The 22,439-nt window shown below is 71.6% G+C and carries 18 protein-coding genes; 8 read left to right on the forward strand and 10 right to left on the reverse strand.

Annotation, left to right across the window (positions count from 1 at the left end):
• Positions 1 to 119: 119 nt before the first annotated feature.
• The 4 genes from ACJOT3_RS15605 to ACJOT3_RS15620 form a co-directional block, all read right to left on the reverse strand.
• Entirely contained in the window at positions 120 to 1,145 is a 1,026-nt protein-coding gene (locus ACJOT3_RS15605) for a methyltransferase (protein WP_406973331.1), read from the reverse strand.
• Between the two features lie 21 nt (positions 1,146 to 1,166).
• A complete protein-coding gene (locus ACJOT3_RS15610; protein WP_406973333.1) occupies positions 1,167 to 2,204 on the reverse strand; it encodes a methyltransferase in 1,038 nt (345 codons plus the stop codon).
• A 110-nt stretch (positions 2,205 to 2,314) separates the two neighbouring features.
• Positions 2,315 to 3,553, reverse strand: coding sequence for an FAD-dependent monooxygenase (locus tag ACJOT3_RS15615; RefSeq protein WP_406973335.1), 1,239 nt, complete (start codon positions 3,551 to 3,553; stop codon positions 2,315 to 2,317).
• A gap of 124 nt (positions 3,554 to 3,677) precedes the next feature.
• Complete coding sequence (locus tag ACJOT3_RS15620) at positions 3,678 to 4,334, reverse strand: response regulator transcription factor (RefSeq protein ID WP_406973337.1); 657 nt, start codon at positions 4,332 to 4,334, stop codon at positions 3,678 to 3,680.
• 996 nt (positions 4,335 to 5,330) lie between these two features.
• Between ACJOT3_RS15620 and ACJOT3_RS15625 the strand changes: the two genes are divergently transcribed.
• Positions 5,331 to 6,089, forward strand: coding sequence for an AfsR/SARP family transcriptional regulator (locus tag ACJOT3_RS15625; RefSeq protein ID WP_406973339.1), 759 nt, complete (start codon positions 5,331 to 5,333; stop codon positions 6,087 to 6,089).
• Between the two features lie 15 nt (positions 6,090 to 6,104).
• Here ACJOT3_RS15625 and ACJOT3_RS15630 read toward each other — a convergent pair whose 3' ends face one another.
• Positions 6,105 to 6,869: an SDR family NAD(P)-dependent oxidoreductase gene (locus ACJOT3_RS15630; protein ID WP_406973341.1), complete on the reverse strand. Its 765-nt coding sequence runs from the start codon at positions 6,867 to 6,869 to the stop codon at positions 6,105 to 6,107.
• 147 nt (positions 6,870 to 7,016) lie between these two features.
• Here ACJOT3_RS15630 and ACJOT3_RS15635 point away from each other — a divergent pair, with 147 nt between their 5' ends.
• The 4 genes from ACJOT3_RS15635 to ACJOT3_RS15650 all read left to right on the forward strand — a co-directional run bounded on the left by ACJOT3_RS15635 (position 7,017) and on the right by ACJOT3_RS15650 (position 14,755).
• On the forward strand, positions 7,017 to 8,030 hold the full coding sequence (locus tag ACJOT3_RS15635; protein WP_406973343.1) for a ketoacyl-ACP synthase III family protein: 1,014 nt from the start codon (positions 7,017 to 7,019) through the stop codon (positions 8,028 to 8,030).
• A gap of 36 nt (positions 8,031 to 8,066) precedes the next feature.
• Positions 8,067 to 13,274, forward strand: a complete 5,208-nt coding sequence (locus ACJOT3_RS15640; RefSeq protein WP_406973345.1) for a type I polyketide synthase — start codon at positions 8,067 to 8,069, stop codon at positions 13,272 to 13,274.
• 1 nt (position 13,275) lies between these two features.
• Positions 13,276 to 14,313 (forward strand): ketoacyl-ACP synthase III family protein, encoded by a 1,038-nt coding sequence (locus ACJOT3_RS15645; protein WP_406973347.1) that lies wholly within the window; start codon positions 13,276 to 13,278, stop codon positions 14,311 to 14,313.
• 178 nt (positions 14,314 to 14,491) lie between these two features.
• Positions 14,492 to 14,755: an acyl carrier protein gene (locus ACJOT3_RS15650; protein WP_406973349.1), complete on the forward strand. Its 264-nt coding sequence runs from the start codon at positions 14,492 to 14,494 to the stop codon at positions 14,753 to 14,755.
• A 68-nt stretch (positions 14,756 to 14,823) separates the two neighbouring features.
• On the opposite strand, the gene ACJOT3_RS15655 is transcribed toward ACJOT3_RS15650, so the two are convergent.
• From ACJOT3_RS15655 to ACJOT3_RS15675, 5 genes are read right to left on the reverse strand one after another with little or no spacing between them, the layout of a single operon-like run.
• On the reverse strand, positions 14,824 to 15,600 hold the full coding sequence (locus ACJOT3_RS15655; RefSeq protein ID WP_406973351.1) for a cyclase family protein: 777 nt from the start codon (positions 15,598 to 15,600) through the stop codon (positions 14,824 to 14,826).
• A 23-nt stretch (positions 15,601 to 15,623) separates the two neighbouring features.
• Positions 15,624 to 16,361 (reverse strand): SDR family oxidoreductase, encoded by a 738-nt coding sequence (locus ACJOT3_RS15660; protein ID WP_406973353.1) that lies wholly within the window; start codon positions 16,359 to 16,361, stop codon positions 15,624 to 15,626.
• 25 nt (positions 16,362 to 16,386) lie between these two features.
• On the reverse strand, positions 16,387 to 18,027 hold the full coding sequence (locus ACJOT3_RS15665; protein ID WP_406973355.1) for an FAD-dependent oxidoreductase: 1,641 nt from the start codon (positions 18,025 to 18,027) through the stop codon (positions 16,387 to 16,389).
• Positions 18,024 to 18,968 carry an aromatase/cyclase gene (locus ACJOT3_RS15670; RefSeq protein ID WP_406973357.1) on the reverse strand — a complete coding sequence of 315 codons (945 nt, stop codon included), beginning with the start codon at positions 18,966 to 18,968 and terminating at the stop codon, positions 18,024 to 18,026. The genes ACJOT3_RS15665 and ACJOT3_RS15670 overlap by 4 nt, the downstream gene beginning before the upstream one ends.
• A 49-nt stretch (positions 18,969 to 19,017) precedes the next feature.
• On the reverse strand, positions 19,018 to 19,809 hold the full coding sequence (locus ACJOT3_RS15675; protein WP_406973359.1) for an SDR family NAD(P)-dependent oxidoreductase: 792 nt from the start codon (positions 19,807 to 19,809) through the stop codon (positions 19,018 to 19,020).
• A gap of 190 nt (positions 19,810 to 19,999) precedes the next feature.
• Here ACJOT3_RS15675 and ACJOT3_RS15680 point away from each other — a divergent pair, with 190 nt between their 5' ends.
• The 3 genes from ACJOT3_RS15680 to ACJOT3_RS15690 are packed head-to-tail and all read left to right on the forward strand — an operon-like array spanning position 20,000 to position 22,421.
• The gene (locus ACJOT3_RS15680) at positions 20,000 to 20,434 is read left to right on the forward strand and encodes a nuclear transport factor 2 family protein (RefSeq protein WP_406973361.1); all 435 of its coding nucleotides are present in this window, start codon (positions 20,000 to 20,002) and stop codon (positions 20,432 to 20,434) included.
• 38 nt (positions 20,435 to 20,472) lie between these two features.
• Positions 20,473 to 22,074 (forward strand): class I adenylate-forming enzyme family protein, encoded by a 1,602-nt coding sequence (locus ACJOT3_RS15685; protein WP_406973363.1) that lies wholly within the window; start codon positions 20,473 to 20,475, stop codon positions 22,072 to 22,074.
• A gap of 44 nt (positions 22,075 to 22,118) precedes the next feature.
• Positions 22,119 to 22,421 (forward strand): antibiotic biosynthesis monooxygenase family protein, encoded by a 303-nt coding sequence (locus tag ACJOT3_RS15690; RefSeq protein WP_406973365.1) that lies wholly within the window; start codon positions 22,119 to 22,121, stop codon positions 22,419 to 22,421.
• Positions 22,422 to 22,439: the final 18 nt, after the last annotated feature.

Genomic DNA, 22,439 nt, shown 5'->3' on the forward strand with positions numbered 1-22,439 from the left:
TTCCGGTCACCGCGCCCGTCGGGCGCGGTGTCCGGGGGCGCAGCTTCCCCTGGCCCGGGTCGGCGCGATCCCGGGCCGGGCCCCCGGTCCGCCCCCTCGCGGGGGCGGGGTCGCCGGGGCTACTTGCGGCCGACCAGGAGCGCGTGGTGGAAGCCCACGTCGTCGTACTGCTCGACCTTGGGGAAGCCCGCGTCGGTGAGGACCCTCCTCATGTCCCGCGGCGCGTAGACCATCCCCTCGCCGGAGGCCACGGCGTGGAAGTACACGGACATGTAGGCGGCGGCCACCGAGCCGGTGTTGTCGTCGTCGGACACGAAGTTGTAGACGAGCACCGAGCCGCCGTCCGGGAGGGCGTCGTAGCACTTCCGGAGCAGTTGGGTGTTGCGCTCCAGGGACCAGATCTCGAAGATGTGGCAGAAGAGGACGCCGTCGGCGCCCGGGGGCAGCGGATCGTTGAAGAGGTCTCCCGCGCGGGTGTGGAAACGGTCGCCCACCCCGGCCCGTTCGGCCTTCACCCGCGCGATGTCCAGTACGGAGCTCTGGTCGAAGAGGGTGACCTCCAGGTGCGGGTTCCTGCGGGCGACCTCGATCGCGTTGCTGCCGTCCCCGCCCCCGATGTCGACGACGTGCCGCAGGTGCGAGAAGTCGTACGCGTCGACCACAAGGGGGAAGGTGCTCCGGGAGGCGTGGCCCATGTTGTCGTAGAACGCCTTCTGCAGGCCCGGGTGGGCGGTGATGCGTTCGTAGAGGGTGTCGCCGGGGCCCGGGATGTGGCGCAGGCCCACGTTGGTGTCGAGCCGCAGCGATTCGGCGAAGTCCGCCAGCCCGGGGTTGGTGATCTGCTCCTGGATCGTGACCAGGGGTCCCAGGTACCCGGGGTTGTCCGGGATGAGGTGCTGCTCGGAGACGGGGGCGTTGACGTACAGCTCGCCCTCCTTGCGCAGCAGCCTCAGGGAGGCCAGGCCGAGGAGGAGGACGCGGGCGGGCTGCACTCCGATGGACAGGGTTTCGGCGACCGCGGGGAGGTCCATCCCCCCGGCCTCCCGCAGGCGGGCGAACAGCCCGAACTCCAACGCCGTGCGCAGCAGCTCGAAGGCGGTCGCGCCGTGGACGATGGTCTTGAGGTGATCGGATTCATCCAGCATCTGGGCTGTCCTCGTTCCGGGTTAGTCCTTGTAGGCGACGGCGACCTTGTCGTTGGTGAGCGTGTCGATGGCCACGACCCGGTCGAAGCGGAACCCCGCCTCCTCCATGTAGGACCGGCACTCGCTCACCGTGTACTCGGACGCCCCGGTGCCGATGAGCCGGCAGTTGAGGCTTTGGAGGAGTTCGGCCGGATCCCTGCGTTCGTCGCTCAGCATGGCGTCGTACACCAGGAGGGCTCCGCCGGGGTTGACCGCCGGGTAGGCGCGGCGCACGATCTCCCGCCGCCGCTCCGGCGGCCAGTCGTGCAGCACGTGCCCGATGATGACGACGTCCGCCGGGGGGATCGGGTCGTTGAGGAAATCGCCGGCGTGGAACTCGACGCTCTTCTCCGTACCGAGTTCGCGCATGTGCTCGTCGAACAGCGGTTCTACGGGCGGCAGGTCGAAGACGGCCCCCTTCAGGTGGGGGTGTTGCTGCACCATCAGCGCGGGAAGGTTGCCGCGGGCGCCCCCGAGGTCGAGGAATCCGGTGTAGGAGTTCCAGTCCACGACGTCCGACAGGCAGGGGGCGACGAAGCGGGTGAAGGTGTCCATGTGGTTCATGAGCGCGTGGACGATCTCCGTGCGCTCGTAGAACTTCATGAAGCCCTCGGTGCCGTCGATCTTGTTCGACTTGGCCTCGCCGTCCTTGAGCGCCTCCTCGAGCCGCCCCCAGGCGTGGTAGTGCATCCGCGAGTGCTGGGTGAAGGTGCCCCCGACGTACAGGGCACCGCTGCGGACCAGGTAGTCGGCCACGTGCTCCCTGATCCGGTATCCGCCGTCGGCGTCGCGGTCCAGCACCTCCAGACCCACCAGGGCGTCCAGGAAGTCCGGGGCCATCCGCTCGTGCAGGCCCAGGGCCTCGCACAGCCGCGGCGCCGTGGCCGGGCCCGATTCCGCCAGATACTCGAACAGGCCCGTGTTGATCGCGGCCTGGAGCGCCTTCGTCCGGAAATAGGACGAGTTCAGGCGCATGACCTCGCGCGCCCCCTCGACCAGTTCCCCGTGCGTTTTCACCATGGAGGTCTCCGCCCTCTCCCTCGTCTGTTCCGAATCGCCGCCGTGACGGCAAGCCACAGCATCCATTTCGCTCCTCGAGCGGACTTCAAGGTGCGGTGGAAGGGCCGGGTTCAGGAGACGGGGGTGCCGTCCCCGCGGGTGGGAGCGGGCTCCACCCTGATGGACGGGTTGCCGAAGGCGATCAGCGCGAAGATCTTGCGGTAGACGGGGCTGCGGGAGAGCAGCGCGGCCATCCTGGGCCGGACCGCCGCGGCGACACCGCCGGTGGCGAGCATCATCTTGCTCTGGAGCATCTGGGTACGGGTGATCCGCGCGATGTCCCCGCGCCGCGCCGTGTGGAACGCCGCGAGCGCCGCCTCCGAGGTGTCGTCCGCGTTCAGCGCGTCCACCAGGACCCGGTGCAGGACCACGGCGTCCTGGAGTGCGAGGTTGATGCCCTGGGCCCCGATGGGGCTGTGGGTGTGGGCGCTGTCCCCAACCAGGACCAGGCCGTCGGCCGCCCAGGCCGCCGCGTCGGCGGCGAACACGTCGAGCAGGCTGAGGTCCTTGAAGCTCCGCACGTGCTCCCGGATGGCGTCGGCGTAGTCAGGGGCGGCCGTGACGAGCCGTTCCCGGACGTACTCGATGCCGTTACCGGCGAAATCGGCGTAGCGCCCGTGCGGGATCGTCCACCCGATCTGCACGGTGTCGGGGTGGGAGGTGTACGTGAGCACGGGGTTGCCCCCCGAACGCTCGATCCGCACCTCGCCCGGGGTGACGCTGGGAACCGGCAGCCGGAACCAGACGATGTCGTGGTCGAACACGTCGCTGCGCCCCGCCTCGATCCCGGCGAGTCTGCGCACCTTGGAGTAGCGGCCGTCGGCCCCGACGACGCACCGCGCCAGGACCTGCACCTTGCCCGAGGGCCCCTGGCCCTCGGCTCCGGTGACCGCCCCCCGGCTCGACAGGAGCCGGTTGACCTTGCAGCCCCCGACGTAGGTGAAGTCGTCGTACGCGCGGCAGGCGGCCAGCAGCTCTTCCAGGACGTGCCGCTGGGGGATGCTCAGGAGGCACCGGTGGTCCCCCGGCAGGGTCTCGTAGTCGCTGTCGATCAGCACCCTGTCCCGGTCCACGAGGCGGAACCGGCGGTGGGGGTGGCATCCGCGCGCCCTGGCCCCGGCGAGGACCCCGAGGTCGTCGAGGACCCGCTGCCCGCCCGGTTGCAGGATCTCGCCGCGGTACTCGCGGTCGAGCGATCCCGAACGCTCCAGTACCGTGACGCGCACCCCCGAACGCAGGAGGAGCAAGGCCAGGGAGAGCCCGGCGGGCCCCCCGCCCACGACGCACACGTCCGTTTCCCTGATCTCCACGGTCACCTTCTACCTCCCGGTGCTCCATCGCCTGGCCGGAAGGTAGAACGCGGCGTTCGAGGGCGTCTCAAGGCGCGGAGGAGGTCACGGACGGTGAGGGGACACCGCCCGTGGTGCCGGCGCCTCAGTCGGAGGTCTCACCCGAGATGAGGTCGGCGACCTTCGCCTTGTTGACGGCGTCGGTGCGGGACACCGCGCCGAGCTTGGCGTAGGCGTTGCTGAGGTGCCGCTTGACGGTCGCCTCCGAGATGTGGAGTCGCCAGCCGATCTCCGCGTTGCTCAGCCCCTCGGCCACGAGGGAGAGCACTCCCTGCTCCCGTTCGGAGAGCCCGGCGGGGCTCCGTCCGCTGTAGACCGCGCGGACGTGCGTCCCCTTGGACACCATGACGACCATGTTGTCGGGTCGGGCGATGGCACTGATGATCGCGTACAGCACGTCCTCCACGTCGACCTCCTTCATGAGGTACGCGTGGATGTCGTGGGAGACCACGCTGCGGAGCAGTATCGAGTCGACGTTGGCGGTGAGGACGACCCTCCTGGCGTCGGGGGCGGCGTTGGAGAAGGCCAGCGCGGCGCGCAGGACGCCGAGCGAGTCGTCCGCGTCGAAGACGATGACGTCGGGCGCTTGCTCGCGGGCGATCTTCTCGGCCTCCTCCTCGGAGTCCGTGTCCCCGACCACGACGATTCCCTCCTCGGCCGCGAGCATCTTGCCGAGGATCTGGCGGAACAATGTCTGGGGGTCGAAAAGCAGGATCTTTATCTCTGCGGGGACAGCAGGCATTCGTATACCTATCGTCTATTTGAGACAGGGGGACCAAAAGAAATGTTGCAGGAAAAATCAGAAGTGGAAAGGCGTCTCGCATCGTCTCGGCGGCTCACACGAAGACTGGATCGGAGTACCTCACCACAGGGCACAGGGCAGCACGCGGGACAGGCGCTACGGAGCAGTTGGCCTCACGGGACCGGCATCTCACGACCCTTTTCTTGAACATGAGGAGGACTCGCATATTCAAGGATGAGAAACCTACGGTCAAGCATAGTCGAACCCCCTCGCCAGTCAAGAGACTCCAATCGACCCCGAGACCGCAGAAGGTTATTAACCCCCGAACCGCCCTGCACCGGATGAAAGAAAGGGACCGACCCCCAGAAACCCGCAGAGACCGATGCACACGTCTCCGGAACGCCTCCGATTACGGATCATGACTCCGCGAACACAGAAACATACGTCACATCATTCACACGATCCACACGCGCGCAACGCCACCGCCCAGCATGATCCACAAGGTCACAAAAAGAACACGTTCACTCTCGGGGGCGGCAACCTCGATACAGAGTCACCAACCCTCCCACAGATATCACTCTCGGGAATAGTTCGATAACAAAGAGCAACCAAAAACCTCTTTGTCGGTCGAGTTAAAAGTAATTACACAGTTGCGCATAGTTATACATCATCCCGGCTCCACACTCCCCCGCCGCCCAGAATCGCCACTCTGGGTAACTGAATCGACACAAGTTTAGGACGCCGATCCGCTTCTCCCCGCACGCCCCCTCGCCCCGGGCCGGCGCGGAAATGTGCCCCTACACTGGAGAATCTTCTTCAAAATACAAGTGTCATACGCTGTATATACAGACATCGGACGAGCATCAGCTTCCACCCGGTGCATCCCCCCCTACACCCTAGATGTATCACCTTGAAAACCGCCCTAGGGTGCGCATAGGTTGTCCGTGTCCCGGAAGCGGTTGGTTTCACGAAAGCCCGATAAACGGGGAGAAAAAAATGAAGGTAAAGGTTCTCGGCTACTTCGAGGTGTCCTCTAACGGGGCTCGATGCACGCCCAAGGCGCCCAAGGTAAGGCAAGTCCTGGCGCTGCTGGCGCTCAGGTCCCAGCAGATCGTCGGCCTCGAGTCCCTAATAGAAGAGCTGTGGTCGGAGCACCCTCCCAGAAGTGCGGTGACCACCACCCAGACCTACGTTTACCAACTCAGAAAGTCGCTGCTGCGGCTGGAAGCGGACGGCCGGCCCGTCCCCGCGCTGCACACCACCCCTCCGGGATACACCTTCGACCTGGAACGCGAGCACCTCGACGTCTTCGTCTTCGACGAACTCACCAGGCGCGGCCGGGCCCTGTTCGAGGAGGGCGACGCCGCGGGCGCCGCGCAGGTCCTCGAACAGGCCCTGTCCCTGTGGTCGGGCCCTGCCCTGGGCAATGTCAACTGCGGACCGCTCCTGCGCCGCTACACCACCCACCTCGAGGAGCAGCGGAGCGCGGCGCTGGAGCTGCGCATCGCCGCCGACATGGAGCTGGGCCGGTACCGCCACCTCATCCCCGAGCTGAAGTCCCTGGTCGTCGCCCAGCCCCTCAACGAGTGGCTGCACTCCCAGCTCATCAAGGCCCTGCACCAGCTCAACCGCAGGGGCGAGGCCCTGCGCGCCTACCAGGACCTGCGCAGGATCCTGACCGAGGAACTGGGCCTGGACCCCTCCCCCGAGGTCCAGCGCATACAGCAGCACGTACTCTCCAGCACCGCCCCCTGATCCCGACCCGACACGTCACCGACCCCCCGACACGCTGAGTGCTTCGCCGGTGATGTTGCCGTTGGCCCCCGAGCCCAGGAAGACCACGGCCGCGGCAACCTCACGGGGGGTCGAGAGCCTCCCCGACGGGGTCAGGCGCCTCTCACCCTCCCTGACGTGCTCCGGCAGCACGGTCAGCACCGGATCGGTCCCGGTCAGACCGGGGCAGACGACGTTCACCAGTACCCCCGCCCCGCCCACGTCCCAGGCGAGGCTCCGTGCGAAGCCGTGCAGTCCCGCCTTGGACGCCCCGTAGAACTCCTGCCCCCGACCGCCCCCGAGGGCGTTGTGGGAGGAGAGCAGAACGATCCGCCCCCAGCCCGAGGTGCGCATTCCGGCGTTCAGCGCCTTGAGCGTGAGCCTCATCGTGCCGTGCAGGTTGTCCAGGAGGACCTTCCCCCACTCCTCCTCGGACACCTCCTGCGCCCCCTCCCCCGGAGCCCGCCTCACCCCCCGGGAAACGGCGTTGGCCACCAGGACGTCCAGGCTCCCCCACTCGTCGACCACGCGGTCCACCACGGCGTCCGACGAGGCCGGATCGCCCAGCGAGTAGGGCAGGGCCAGCGCACGCCCCCGGTCGGCCCCCAGCTCCCGGGCCGCCTCCTCGGCCTGCTCCCTCCCCGAGTGGTAGGTGAGCGCCACTCTGGCCCCCTCCGCGGAGAAGGCGGCGGCGATCTCCCTGCCGATACCCCGGCTCCCCCCGGTCACCAGAACGTTCCTGTCCTCAAGTTCGCATCGCATGCCGGGAATTGTCGGGGCCCGGCATCGAGAGGTCCTCAAGGAGCCCTGGAACAGGCGGAGCGTGTCGGCGAACGGGACTCGACGTCCTCTCGAGTCGGCTCCCGGACGATGCGGGGGACATCCCGGCCGGGAAACCGAAGGAAGATCATGGAAACACCAGGTATCCACATCGGCTCCCTGGGCACGTTCGTGCCGAGGTTGGTCACGAACGAGAGCGCCGAACCAGGCCATCTCCGGGGCGCCTCGCTCGGCGACGGCACCCCCGCGATCACCATGGCGGTCGACGCCGCCCGCCAAGCGCTGGAGCGCTGGGGCCGCCCCACCGACCTGCTGAGGCTCCTGCTGTACGTGGACGCCTACCCCTCTGCTCCGGAGGGCTGGTCCCCCTCCGCCTACCTCCAGCGGGAGCTCCTGCACGGCGACATGCTCTCCACCGGCCTGCGCGACGGCTGCAACGGCGTCTTCTCCGCCCTCGAACTGGCCGCGGGCCAGCTCATGGTGCGCGGAGGGGACACCTCCGCCCTGGTCGTGGCCGCCGAGAACCTCGAGTCGCCGCTCGTGGACCGCTGGTCGGTCCTGGAGGGCTTCACCATGTCGGACGTGGCCACCGCGATGGTGCTGAGCCGCGAACCGGGCTTCGCCCGGCTGCTCTCCGTCACCTCGGGCACGGTCCCCGAACTCGAACAGCTGCACCGGGGGGACGAGCCCCTGAACGTGTCCGGGCTGACCCTGGGCCGCCCCCTGGACTTCAACAGCCGCATCCGGGAGTTCGGCCGGACCCGGTCCTTCACCCCCGAAACGGCCCTGCTCCTCTTCAAGAGCATGAAGGACGTGGTGGACCGGGCCCTGGACGAGGCCGGGATCGGCATCGGGGACGTCGCCCGCGTCGCTATGACCAACGAGCCCCGCCGCAACGTCGACGAACGGATGAAGGCGCTCGGCCTGCCCCCCGAGATATCCACCTGGGACTACGGGAGCACCGTCGGGCACTCCCCGAGCGACCAGGTCCTCGCCCTCCACCGACTCGTCGAGCGGGGGGAGCTGGTGCCCGGGCAGCACCTGCTGATGATCGGCATCGGCCCCGGCCTCACCTACGCGGCGGCGGTGGTGGAGATCACCGACACCCCGGACTGGGCCTCCGGGGCCGGCCGCACCGCTTGACCGGACACCGGACCCCGACGACGAAGGAGCTGCCGTATGGCACCCAGCACAGCCGAAGACCGCCCCGCGGCGGCCGCACCCGAACCCCTCGCCGTCATCGGCATGAGCTGCCGGCTCCCCGGGGGGATCAACAGCCCCCGGGAGCTCTGGCGCCTGCTGGAGTCGGGCGGCGACGTCATGGGCGAGCTGCCCCCGGACCGGTGGGAGGCCTACACGCGGGACGCGCGCAACGCCGCCGCGCTGCGCGGCACCACGCGCCTGGGCGGCTTCCTCACCGACCCCGCCGGATTCGACTCGGAGTTCTTCGGCGTCACCCCGCGTGAGGCCGAGCTGATGGACCCCCAGCAGCGCATCATCCTGGAGCTGGTCTGGGAGGCGCTCGAGCACGCGGGGGTCGACCCCCACGCCCTGGGCGGCACGGACACCGGCGTGTTCATGGGCGTCGGGTCCGACGACTACGGGAGGCAACTGCTGGAGGACCTGCCCGGAATCGAGGCCTGGAGCGGCATCGGCGCCGCCATGTGCGCCGTGGCCAACCGGGTCTCCTACCTGCTGGACCTGCGGGGGCCGAGCTTCACCCTGGACGCCGCCTGCGCGTCGTCCCTGGTGGCGGTCAACTCCGCCGCGCAGAGCCTGCGGTCCGGCGAGTGCTCGACGGCGCTCGTCGGCGGGATCAACGTCATCGCGGGCCCGGGTCTCACCATGGTCCTGGACGAGGCGCAGGCGGTCTCCCCCCGCGGCCGGTCCCGTCCCTTCGACGCCGACGCCGACGGCTACGGCCGGAGCGAGGGGGCCGGGGTCATCGTGCTCAAACGGCTCTCGGAGGCCCTGAACGCCGGTGACCGCGTCCTCGGGCTGATCCGGGGGAGCGCCGTCAACCAGGACGGGCGGACCCAGGGGATCATGGCGCCCAACGGGGAGGCCCAGCGGCACGTGATCCGCAACGCCCTGGCCAACGCCGGGGTGGAGGCGGCCACGGTCGGCTACGTGGAGGCCCACGGCACCGGCACCCGGGCGGGCGACCCGATCGAGGCTTCGGCACTCGCCCAGGTCTACGGCGCTTCCCGCGACCCGGAAGACCCGTGCCTCATCGGTTCCGTCAAGGGGGCGATCGGACACCTGGAGGCGGGTGCGGGCATCGCCGGGATCATCAAGGCCCTCCTCGTCCTGGAGAACCGGCGGATCCCGCCCCAGGCCGGTTTCTCCACGCCCAACCCCGCCATCCCCTGGGAGACCTCGGGACTGCGGGTACCCGACCGCGCCGTCGAATGGCCGCGGGCCGACCTGCCGCGCCGCGTCGGCGTCTCCGCCTTCGGCTACGGGGGCACCGTCGGGCACGCCGTACTGGAGGAGGCCCCGCCCGCCGAGGTCCCGTCCGACACGGCCGAGGCCGGGGGCGAGGGGCCGCACGGCGCCGCCCCGCAGGTCTACCCGCTGTCGGCCGCCACCGCCTCGGGACTGCGAACGGCCGCGGCCGATCTCGCCGAGGCGGTCACCGAGGAGACCTCCCTGCCCGACCTGCGGCACACCCTCTGGCGTCGGCGCGCCCACCTGCCCGAACGCGCCGCGATCGTGGCGGCCGACCGCACGTCGCTGCGCTACGGGCTGGGCCTGCTGGCGGCCGGGAAGCCCTCCCCCGACGTGCTGCTGGGCCGGGCCGGGGAGCCCCAGGACCCCGTCTGGGTGTTCTCCGGGCACGGAGCCCAGTGGGAGGGAATGGGGGCGCAACTGCTCGCCGAGGAGCCCGCCTTCGCCAAGGTGGTCGACACCGTGGACCCCGTCTTCCGCGAGGGGCTCGGCTACTCGCCCCGCGAGGCGATCGCCGCGCGCGACCTGGGCGGGGTGGACCGGATCCAGTCCCTGCTCTTCGTGATGCACCTCGGTCTGGCGGAGGTCTGGTACGAACGGGGGCTGCGCCCGGCAGCGGTCATCGGCCACTCCGTCGGTGAGATCGCCGCGGCCGTGGTCGCCGGAGTGCTCGACGTCACCGAGGGGGCCGTCCTGAGCTGTCGGCGCTCCGCCCTCCTGCGCAGGGTCGCGGGAGCGGGGGCGATGGCCATGGTCCAGATCCCCTTCGAGGAGGTGAGCGCCGAACTGGGCCCGGACGGGCCGGTCACGGCCGCCATCGAACTCTCGCCCCACTCCACCGTCGTCGCCGGGACGCCCGAGGCCGTCGCCGAGTACACGCAGGCGTGCAAGGAGAAGGACGTCCTGGTCCTCAAGGTCCAGTCCGACGTGGCGTTCCACAGCACCCAGATGGACCCGCTCCTGCCGGAGATGCTGCGGTCCGTGGACGGGGCCGTGCCGCGGCCCCCGCGGATCCCCCTCTACAGCACGGCACTGGCGGACCCCCGCTCGGCGGACGAGCGCTCCGGCACCTACTGGGCCGCCAATCTCCGCAACCCGGTCCGCTTCGCCAACGCGGTCCGCGCCGCCGTCGAGGACGGGCACACCCGTTTCCTGGAGGTCTCCGCGCACACGGTGGTCTCCCACGCCCTGCGTGAGACCCTCGCCGACGCCGGGCTGGAGGACGGCGTGGTCGTCGGGTCCCTCCGCCGCAAGCGCGAGGAGCTCCCGGCACTGGCCTCGGGCCTGGGCGCCCTGTACTGCGCGGGCTCCGTCGACCCGGCGGGCCAGAGCCCGGACGGGGTCCTCCTCGACCTGCCGCGCAGACGGTGGGAGCACCAGCGCTACTGGCGCGAGGCCCGGCCGGGCGGCTCCGGCGGCGGTCACGACGTCGGGTCCCACACCCTCCTCGGCGCGGCCGTGGGACACTCCGACCCCGCCGCTCCGCGGGTCTGGTGGACGCACGTGGAGCACGGGACCCGCCCCTACCCCGGGGAGCACGAGGTGCGCGGGCACGAGATCGTCCCCGCCGCCGTCACCGCCGCCACCTTCCTCGCCGCGGCCGGGTCCGACGGCCTGTGCGCCGTCCGCTTCCGGTCGCCGCTGCGGCTGGACGGCGAGCGCGAGGTACAGGTCGTGGCGAACGGGTCCGCCCTCCGGCTCCTGTCGAGGCGGACCGGCGGCGGGGACGCGGGCACCGCCCCGGCGTGGGAACTGCACGCCGAGGCGAAGGCGGCCCCGGACGTCCCGGACCTGCCGCCGGAGGAGTGGGCCGACCCCCGCGCGGGGTGCGACCGGGGGCTGGACCCGGCGTCCGTGCTGGAGCGCCTGCGCGCCGGCGGGATCGCCGCGGCCGGTCTCCCCTGGACGGTGGAGGAGCTCTCCGGCGGCGACGGCGTCCTGTTCGCCCGGATCGGCGTCGGCACGGACGACCCCGCGACCGCGCGGGCCCGGCTCCTCGACGCCGTCACGACCGCGGCGCCCCTGCTCCTGGGCGAGGACACGGAGCTGCGCCTGCTCAGCGGGATCGGCTCGGTGCACCTGTCCTGCGTGCCCGCCACGTCGCTCGTCCGGATCCACGAGGAGGACGGCCTCCTGCACGCGCTCGTCACGGACGGCTCCCACCGTCCGGTCGGGCGGGTGGAGGGCCTGGAGCTCAGCACCCTGGAGGAGGGCGGCGGGCCGGTGGACCCCCGGCGGCTGACACACCGCCTGGACTGGGTCCCCCGGCCGGACGGCGGGGCCGGGCGCGCCCTGCGCTCGCTCGTGGTCGTCGGCGGGGACGACGCCGCCCGCCGGGTGCTCCGGGAACACGCCGAGGCCCAGGGGGTGCGCTGCCTGCTCTCCGCCGGGCCAGAGGACCTCGACGCGCTGGACCCCGACGGCTCCGACGCCGTCGTGGTCCTGGGGGAGGACGGCGGGTACGGGCGTACGCCGGAGACCGCGCTGGACGCCGTCCACGGGAACTGCTGGCGGCTGGCCCGCACCGCGCAGGTCCTCGCCCGCCGCTCCCCGGGCCGCTCCCCGCTGCTGTGGTGTGTGACGACGGGGGTCCGCTCGGCGGCGGACCCGGCCTCACCCGCGCAGTCCGCGCTGTGGGGCCTGGGCCAGATCGTCGCGGGCGAACACCCCGAACTCTGGGGCGGGGTGGTCGACCTGGACGTGCTCGACGCGGCCTCCGCCGACGGGCTGCTCGCCGTGCTCCGCGGGCCCGCCGGCGCCGAGATCACCTCGGTCCGGGGCACGGCGGTGCAGGCGGCCCGGATCGTCCCCGTGGAGGACGGGCCCGAGGGCCCGCCCCTGCGCTGCCGACCCGACGCCTCCTACCTGGTCACCGGCGGCCTGGGGGTTCTCGGCCTGAAGATCTCGGAGTGGCTGGTGGAACGGGGCGCGCGTCGCCTCGTCCTCGCGGGTCGCACCGGTCTCCCGCCCCGGCGCTCCTGGGACACGGAGACCGACCCCCTGGCCCGGAGCCGGATCGACGCGGTCCGCGCCCTGGAGGCCGCGGGCGCGACCGTACGCGCGGTCGCCGTGGACGTGGCGGACCCGCGGGCCCTGGCCGCGACCCTGTCCCCGGACGCGCTGGACATGCCGCCCGTCCGGGGGGTGGTCCACGCCGCGGGCGTCCTCGACGACCGGCTGCTCGGCCGGCTGGACTCCGACTCGCTCCGCACGGTGCTGCGGCCCAAGGTGGCCGGGGCCCGGTCCCTGGAGCTGGTCGCGCCCCCCGGGGGGTGGGACTTCACCGTCCACTTCTCCTCGGTCGGCCAGTTCCTGGGCCTGCCCGGCCAGGCGGGCTACGCGGCGGCCAACGCCTACCTCGACGGAGCGGCCCGCCACGACGCGGCCTCGGGCGGGACACGGACCCTGAGCCTGTCCTGGACCTCCTGGCGGCGGCTGGGCATGGCCGAGAACAGCGTGGTCGAGATGGAGCTGCGCGACCGGGGCATCGGCACCCTGACCGGCGAGGAGGCCTTCGGGGCCTGGGACCGCGCCCACCGCCGGGGGGAACCGCACGTGTGCGTGTTCCCGACCGTGGCGCGTGAATCGGCGGGCGCCCCGCTGCCGGTCCTGGAGAACCTGGAGTTCGGCGAAGCGCACGTCGACGACCCCCCGGAGGAGATCTCCTTCGGCTCCCTGACGCCCGAGGAGCTGACCGCCCGGGTCCGGGAGGAGGTGGCCCGCCAGGTGTCCGAGGAGATCCGGCGCCCCGTGGAGGACATGGAGCCGCACACCTCCTTCTCCTCGATGGGTCTGGACTCGGTCATCACCCTGTCGCTCCGGCGCCGCCTGGACCGGAGGTTCCGGCTGAGCCTGCCGGCCTCCCTGGTCTGGGACCGCCCCAGCGTGGCGGGGGTGGCCGACTACATCGCCGAACGCCTGCGAGAGGAGGCCTGAGGTGCGGTACGAGGAGTTGTTCATCGCCGGACTGGGCAGCCACCTCGCCCCTCCGGTCCCGGTGGACGAAGCCCTGGCGTCGGGCCGCTACGAGCAGGAGGAGCAGGACGAGAGCGGGCAGGAGGCCGTCCGGGTGGCGGGGGACGACGAACCCCAGCCCCTCATGGCGGTGAACGCCGGGCGCTCCGCCCTGCGCCGGTCGGGGGTCTCGCCGCGGGACGTGGGCCTGCTCCTGCACGCGGTGACCGGCCACAACGGTGTGGAGGGGTGGAATGCCGCGAGCTACGTGCAGCACGAGGTCCTGGGGAGCACCGACACCCTGGCCCTGGAGATACGCCAGCTGTCGAACGGCGGTATGGCCGGGATCGACCTCGCCGCCTTCTGCCTGGCCTCGTCCCCCGGGTACGACGCCGCTCTCATCACCAGCGCGGACCGTTTCGCCGAACCGGCCTACGACCGGTGGCGGACCAGCTGGGGACTGGTGTTCGGGGACGGGGCCGGTGCCGCCGTGCTCTCGCGCACGGAGGGTTTCGCGCGGCTCCTGTCGTGCGTGACGGCCTCCGCACCGGAACTGGAGGGGATGCACCGGGGCGGCCTGCCGTTCCGCCCCGCCCCGGACCCCCGGGACCATCCGGTCGACTTCCGCTCGCGCACGGTCCTCTTCGCGGCCGAGTACGGGCTGGACGAGATCGCCCGCCTCATGTCCGAGGGCATCCGGTCCGCGTTCACGGCGGCTCTGGAGGAGGCCGGGGTCGGCCGCGCGGACATCGACCACCTGGTGCTGCCCGGTTTCGGCCTGACCCTGCTGAACCGGGAGGTCCTGGAACCCCTGGGCCTGCCCCTGGAGCGCACGACCTACGAGTGGCACCGGCAGGTCGGCCACCTGGGGGCCTCGGACCAGTTCGCCTCGTTCACCCACCTGGCCGAGTCGGGACGGCTCCGGGCCGGGGACACCGTCGCGATGGTCGGTGTCGGGGGCGGTTTCAACTGGACCTGTGCGGTGGCGCGGGTCCGGCACGCCCCCGGGTGGACGCCCTAGGCCGTGTTCGGTGGATCATTCCGGGTCGCGTCCACGAGGCCGCTCCCGTCCATCGGCGCAAGCGCCGAACCACTCGAAAGCATCCACCGAACACGGCCCAGCACCCCCTTGAACCGCGGGCACCGCCCCGTTCCGGGTCGGGACCGCACCCTGATCCCCGCCGTACAGGAGGACAAGCATGGAAACAACGCACGCCGACGTCGTCGAGCTGCTCGTCGAGCACCTCAGGGACAACCTCAAGGAGGAGGAGCAGGCCCGGAACCTGACGGGATCCTCCCCCCTGCCGCAGTGGGGCGCGCTCGATTCGCTGAACATGGTCAGGCTGATCGTGTTCATCCGCGACCGGCTCGGGGTCGAGCTGGGCCAGGCGGACCTGAAGGCGGACCACTTCGCGACCCTGGACTCGATCGCCGAACTGGTCGTCTCCCGCCGCGCCGGCTGACCGCCGCCGCGACGACGTGAGGCCGGGGCCCGCGGGCCCCGGCCTCACTCGTGCTCTCCCGTTCCCGGTCAGTCCCCGTCCAGCAGGGCCACGGTCCGCGACCACCCCGCGTCGCCGCCGGCGATGCGGACCGGGAGGCACACCACGGTGAACCGGCCCCGGGGGTCCAGCTCCCCCAGGTTCGCGAGCCGCTCGATCTGGCAGTACTCGCGCTCCCTGCCCAGCATGTGCGCCGGCCAGAGCACGTCGCGGTCCCCCGTGGCGTGGAACCGCTCGATCATGTCCCCGAACGGCGCGTCCAGGCTGAAGGCGTCCGTGCCGATGACCCGCACCCCCAGGTCCAGCAGCGTCTCGGTGGCCTTGCGGTCCAGGCCCGAGAAGGAGGTGAAGTACTCGGGGGTGCCCGCGTGCCGGTCGGCCCCGGTGTGCAGCAGCACGATGTCCATGGGGTCGGGCCCGCGGCCCGCCTTCTCGAAGGCCCGCTCCAGGGCACCGGCCCCCAGCGCACCGACCGGCTCCCCGGTCAGGTCCAGGACGATGCCGGGGCGCACGAACCAGTCCAGGGGCATCTCGTCGATGGTCCGCGGCCGGCCGTAGGCGGCGGCGGAGCCGTAGTGCGCCGGGGCGTCCACGTGCGTCCCCGTGTGGGTGGTGAGCGTCAGCGTCCCGAGCGACAGCAGTTCGCCTCCGGGCAGTGCGGAGGGGTCGAAGTCGATGCCCAGGTGCTCGCGCATCTCGGCCGCCATGTGCTCCGCGCCCTCCGCGTGCGACATGGTCTCGTGGACGACCGGGTTGGGTTCCCAGGCGGACGCGTCCACCGGGGACGAAAGGTCGATGATCCTCATCCGTGCTCCTTGGTGTCGAGGGTTCAGGAGAGCAGCCCCACGCCGTCGTCCACGGTGACGACGTGGCCGAGCAGGGCCCCCGCCTCCGGGGTGCACAGCAGGGCGACCACCGCCGCGACGTCGCGCGGATCGGTCCTGCCCCCCGGGGGGCGCTCCCCGGCGGTGGCCTCCCAGGCGCCCAGATGGCCCGCGGCCACGGCGTTCACGGCGATGCCCGCGCCGGCGAACTCCAGCGCCAGGTAGCGGACCAGGCTCTCCAGGGCGGCCTTGGCCATGCCGAGGCTGACGTAGCCGGGGACCACCGTCCCGGACCCCGTGCTCGACACGGCGACCACCCGGCCCTCCCCGCGGGGGAGCAGTTCCAGGAGCCGCCCCGCACCGTGGAGGAAGGGCCCGACGGCGACCTCCATGTCCTTCGCACAGTGCTCGGGCAGGGCTCCCGTCACCGGCATCCGGTGGAAGGAGGCCGCGTTGTGCACGAAGAGGTCGAGGCGGCCGTAGGAGAGCCGCACGGTGTCCAGCACCCGGTCCAGCCCCGCCGCGTCGGAGACGTCCCCGGGGACGAGGACGACCTTGCCGCCCTCGTCCCCGAGTTCCCGGGCCGTGCTCCGGGCCCGGGCGTGGTCCCCCAGGTAGTTGAGGAGGACCACCGCCCCGGAGGCGCAGAGTTTGCGCGCGATCTCCTTGCCCAGGCCACGTGTACCGCCCGTGACCAGGGCGATCCTGCCGTCCAGGCCCAGGGCGCCGCCGGTGCCGCGCATGGCTCCTCCGTTCGGTCGGTGCGGGTCAGTCGGCCCGGGACTGGCCCGCCGGGGTCAGGTGCACCTTTCCCAGCGCGGCCTCGACGTCCCGAACCCCCAGCCGCGCCTTCCCCGCCAGGTAGCCGTCCGGGCGGACCAGGACGAACTCGCCGGGGGAGGCGTCGAAGTGGCGCGCCAGCGCGCCCCCGGGGTCGGCGAGCGGCCGGGCGCCCGTCTCCGTGCGCGTGTCCCGGCAGACCGTGCGCACCGAGACCGCCCCGCCGAACCGGGACTCCGCGTCCCGGACCGCGGCCTCCTGCGAGGCGGAGCCGTCGGGGAAGGCGAGCAGGGTCCAGCGCGGGTCCGGGAACTCCTCGGCGCACAGCGCCCGCCACCCGGCCTCGTTCCGCTCGGTGGGACCGTCGCAGCCGACGCGCGCACCGGGCCGGACCAGGGACCGGGGGGAGGAGTCGAGCACCAGGGGGGTCGCGGGGTATTCGAGGGCCAGCCCGGAGATGCCGCGCATGATCTTGCCCTCGATACGGCGTTTGAGGGGCTTGGCCGTGTTGAGGACGAACATGCCCACGGGGAGCACCACCGGGAGGGCGATGTTGCGCAGGGCCACGAGCCCGGTCGCCGTCTTGGTGGTCTTCAGCAGGCGCTCGCCGATGGGGACGCGCTCGGCCCCGTAACTCTCCAGGAGGCGCCGGTCCGCGTATCCGTTGGCCACGTCGGCGAGTTTCCAGCCGAGGTTGTAGGCGTCCTGGATTCCGGTGTTCATGCCCTGCCCGGAGGCCGGGCTGTGCACGTGGGCCGCGTCCCCGGCGAGGAAGACCCGGTTCACGTTCATCCGCTGGATCATGCGCTGCTGGGCGGTGAACCGCGAGACCCAGGAGGGGGGCGAGACCTTGACCGGGCGGCGCAGCGCGTAGGAGATCTTGCGCTCCATCCGCGCCCGGATGTGTTCCCAGTCCTCGGCGCCGTCGGTGTCCACGGTGTCGACCGCGCGCCACTTCCCGGGCTCGGGGAAGGGGATCATCAGGATCGTGCCGTTCCCGGTGTGCAGGAGGTGGTTGCTGTCGCGCTGGAGGTCGGGCTCGATCTCGATGTCCGCGTTGAGCCAGGTCTCGGAGGACTCGCCCAGCAGGCGCAGCCCCAGCGTGGCGCGGGCCACGCTGTGCGCGCCGTCGGTGCCCACCAGCCAGGGGACGGACACCGTCTCCCGGGTGCCGTCGGCGTGCGAAAGGGCGGCGGTGACCCCGTCGCCCTCCTGCTCGAAGCCCTCCAGGGCGACGCCCCACTCGGGCTCGACCCCGAGGTCCTTGAGTGCGTCCCGCAGGATCTCCTCCGTGACCACCTGGCCCACCATGAGGCTGAAGGGGAAACGGGTCGACAGCTTGTCGTAGTTGGTGTCGAACCGGACCAGGCGCCTGCCGTTGCGGTGCATGGAGAAGTGCCGGACCCGCTGGCCGCGCGGCAGCAGCCGGTCGAGCACCCCCATCTGGTGGAAGACCTCCATGGTCCGGGCGTGCACGGCGGTCGCCCGGCTCGTCTCGGCGGGCCCGGGGGCCTTGTCGACGAGGCGCACGCGGACGCCCCGCCGGGTCAGTTCGTGCGCCACGGTCAGGCCCACCGGGCCGGAGCCGGCCACCAGGACCTGGGGCGTCACGGAGTCGCGGGCGGTCATGACTCACCCCTGGTGTACTCGTCGGCGAACCCGAGCGTCGCGCTGCTGTTGGCGCCCAGCGCCTTCCGGATGTAGGCCAGCGCGTCCTTCTCCGTGGCCTCTTCGCCCAGGACCCGCAGCACCGCCTCCTCGTTGAGGACGACGGAATGGCGGGAGACCGCGAGGACGCCCTCGGCCGTCTCCTCCAGCGACCACTCGCCGGTGTGCGCGTCCATGAGCGCCGGCGTGACCACCTGCTTGTAGACGATCCGGTCGGGCGGGAGGCAGATCCGGACGGACTCGGTGGTGTGGGTGGAGCCGTCCTGGGCGGAGGTCTCCATCCGCATGCGCTGGACGGCGTTCCCCTCCCCGCTCTCCTCCAGGTCCATACCGGAGACGTGGGGCAGCCGCTCGGGCCACCGGGCCGCGTCGCGGAGGAACTCGTACACCGCCGCGGGGTCGCCCTTGATGAGGCGGGAGTCCTCGAACGTGGAGGTGATGCGGTCGAGGCGGTCCCACCGCTCGGCCAGTGCCTTGATGTTGGCCAGCTCGGTCCGGCTGTTGCGGTCGGTGGCCGTCTCCAGCCACGCGAGCCCCGCCTCGTCCCGGGCCTGGAAGTCGTGGAGGAGGGTCAGCGAGGTCCGGCCGCCCGGAAGCCCCGCCACGACCCACTCGCCCCCCATGGAGACGACGGGGGCGGCGGACTTCTCCTGCCGGAAGCGGATCCGGCGCGCGTCGCGGTCCAGCCACCGCTTGGAGGTCCAGTGCTTGACCTCGCCGTTGGCGGTGGCCCAGATGGCCAGGCGCTCGGTCCCGGCGTCCAGGGGCGTCTGCTCGACGTGGAGGTTGGGCGTGAAGTACAGGGGCCAGTCCACCGCGTTGGAGATGATGCCGAAGACGGTCTCGGGTGGCGCGTCGACCTCGATGTCATGACTGGTCGTTCGGGTTTCCTGGGACGGCATTGGGGGTCCTTGTCCTCTCTTGGGGAGATGGGCGGCGCCTCGGGCGGGGTCAGTAGATCCCGAGTCCTCCGCACACGTTCATGGCCTGGGCGGTCACCGATCCGGCGGTGTCGGTGGCCAGGTAGTCCACGAGCCCGGCGACCTCCTCCGGCGTGGAGTAGCGCCCCAGCGGGATCTTCTGCGAGAACTGTTCGAGGACGTGTTCCTCGCTGACGTTCCAGGCGGAGGCGTACGCCTGGCGCACGCGTACGGCCATGGGGGTCTCCACGTACCCGGGGCAGACCGCGTTGACGGTGGTCCCCGTGGGGGCGAGTTCCTTGGCCAGGGCCTTGGTGAACCCGATGACCCCGCTCTTGGCGGCGGAGTAGGGCGCACCCAGCGGGACCCCCTGCTTGCCTCCGGTGGAGGCGATGTTGATGATGCGGCCGTCCGTCCCGGCCCCGTCCAGGCCGCCGGTGGTGAGCGCCTCCCGGGTCACCAGGAAGACGCTGTTCAGGTTGACGTCGATGACGTCGTACCAGAGCTCGTCGGAGATCTGGGCGGTCACCCCGCCCCCGCTGCGGCCGGCGTTGTTCACCAGGACGGTGAGGGGGCCGAAGCGGTCCACGGCCGTCTCGACCAGGTTCCGCACGGAGGCGGCGTCGCGCACGTCGGCCCCGGCCCCGTCGACCTCCAGCCCCTCCCCCCGGAGGGACTTGACCGTCTCCTCGACCTTCTCCTCGGTGCGGGCGCAGATGAAGACCCGCAGGCCCCGCCCGGCCAGGCGCCTCGTCACCTCCAGCCCGATCCCGCTGGTGGCACCGGTGACCAGGGCAACGGGCGGTGAAACGTCTGCGCTCATCGGCTATGCCTCCGAAAGTCTCTCGTCCTGTTCCGAGCACTGTGCCGACCCCCGGTCGAGATTCACCCGAACCCGGCTAGAGAGGCCGGTGCCGGGGTGCTCGTGTCCGACTCCAGCGCCCTTCGAGACGCCCTTGTGACACTTGGCCTCTTCCGCGCCACGCCGCGGCCCGGCCGAGGAAAGGACCGACATGACCAGCCCCGGAACCATCGCCGAGACCGATCTCCTGCTGGAGGTCCAGCACTTCTACGCGAGACAGATGCACCACCTGGACGAGGGCCGGGTGGAGGAGTGGGCGGCGACCTTCACCGAGGACGGTGTGTTCGCGGCCAACGCCCACCCCGAGCCCGCGACCGGCCGCGCGGCGATCACGGCCGCCGCGAGGGCCACCACCGAGCAGCTGGCCCGGGACCGCGTGCGCCGGCGCCACTGGCTCGGGATGCTCGACGTCCGCCCCGGGGCGGACGGGACCATCACCGCCGTCTCCTACGCCCAGATCCTCAGCACCCGTATCGGCGACCGGTCGGAGCTGCTGCTGAGCTGCACCTGCGAGGACGTCCTGGTGCGCGAGGGCGGGGAACTGCTGGTCCGGCACCGGCAGGTGCGGCGGGACGACATCGAGTGACCCCCTCCCCCACAGCCCGCGGAAAGGACGCAGAGCACATGCCCCAGCCCACGGACCGGCCGAGTTTGATCTCGGGCCCTCCCCTGGAGACCATCGCCGACCTCATCGCCGGACCCCGGATCGACGACATGCTGACCCGGGCCGCCGGGCGGGCGGCCGACCGCCCGGCCGTGCGGTCCGCGGCGGGTGACACCACCTTCGGCGAACTGGACGCCGGGGCCACGGCCCTGGCCGCCGGGCTCCAGCGCACACTCGGCCGCGAGGGCGGCACGGTGGCGCTGGCGCTGTTCATGGACCCGGTCTTCCCGGTGGCCTTCTTCGGCCTGTGCCGGGCGGGGTTCGTCCCGGCCCTGTTCAACCCCATGCTCCCGGTCGCCCGGATGGTGCACGTGATCGGTTCCTCCGAGGCGACGACGGCGATCGTCTCCCCGGAGGTCTACCGCCGCCTCTCCGAGGTGGCGGACCGGCTCCCCGCCCTGGAACGCATCGTCCTCACCCACCGGCCGGAGGACCTCGGCCCTCTCGCCGGGGACGTGCCGACGTTGGAGGAGATCGCCGCGTCGGCGGACCCGGGGGACCTGGTCGCGCCGGAGTCCGCCCCCGACTCGGTGGCGTGCCTACAGTTCACCAGCGGCACGACGGGCGCGCCCAAGGGCGTCCGGTTGACCCACCGGAACGTGACGACGAACGCGGCCCAGACCGCCTCCGCCCACCGGTTGGACGACACGTCGGTGGTCTTCAACTTCCTACCCGCCTTCCACATGATGCACCTGACCATCGCGATCACCTCGATGGCGACCCTGGTCGTGTGGGCGGACGACGACATCGCCGGCTCGGTCGAGGCCGCGGACCGGTTCCGCGCGACGCACTACTACACCCTGCCGATGCGCCTCAACCGGCTGGCGGCCGACGGCCGCCTGACGGAGCTGGAGGCGCCCTCCCTGCGGGCGATCCTGTCCGGCGGGTCCGCCCTGCCGCCGAACACGGCGAGCGTCCTCGGACAGCACTTCGGCGTGCCGGTGGTGCAGGGGTTCGGACTCCAGGAGGCGGCGCCGCTGACCCACTTCGACGACCTGGACCGTCCCCGGTCCGGGTCCGTCGGCGCGCCGCTGGCCGGAACGGAGTGCCGCGTCGTCGACGGCGCCGACGGCTCGGTGGTGCCCCTCGGGGAGCGCGGGGCGCTCCAGGTCCGGGGTCCCCAGCTCATGGCCGGATACCTGGGCCGCGACCCCTCCCTCGACTTCGAGGAGGACGGGTGGTTCGCCACCGGCGACATCGTCCGCCTGGAGGAGGGGGGCACGATGTTCGTCGTCGACCGGCTCAAGGACGTCTTCAAGCGGGACAACTGGCTGGTCTCCCCGACCGAGATCGAACGCCTCCTGCTGCGCCACCCGAAGGTGGCGGACTGCGTCGTCTTCGACCACCCCGACCCGGTCAGCGGCGCCGTCGCGCACGGTCTGGTGGTCCCCCGGGGCGATCTCGACCCCGACGAGATCAAGAAATACGTGGCCGAGCGGCTCCCCTACTACGAGCACCTCGAGAACGTCGAGTTCACCGCGGAGATCCCCCGCAGCCCCCAGGGCAAGGTCCAGCGCCGCGAGATCCGGGACCACGCCCTGGCCCGCGCCGAGCAGAACTGAGGCGCGGCCCCACCACCCGCACGCGAAGCGAACGAGGAGAATCCATGTTCACGTTCATCAACACGTTCACGGTCAGCGGGGACTCCGACGAGTTCCTGGAGACGCTGGGCTCCATGACCGACTACATGATCAAGCAGCCGGGCTTTCTCAGCACCCGCCTCTACCGGTCGCTGTGGAAGGAGAAGACCTTCGTGGAGGTCGCCGTCTGGGACTCCGCGGACTCCCACCGCGAGGCCGCCGGCAGCCAGGCCTTCCAGGAGTTCATCCCGCGGCTGATGAAGCTGACCACCGCCGACCCCGGTGGTTACGAACTCCTCAAGTCGCACGACGCGAACTCCGGCGGCTGACGCCGGACGGACGGAAAG

This window comes from Nocardiopsis protaetiae (genome assembly GCF_045446735.1).
Taxonomy (GTDB): domain Bacteria; phylum Actinomycetota; class Actinomycetes; order Streptosporangiales; family Streptosporangiaceae; genus Nocardiopsis; species Nocardiopsis protaetiae.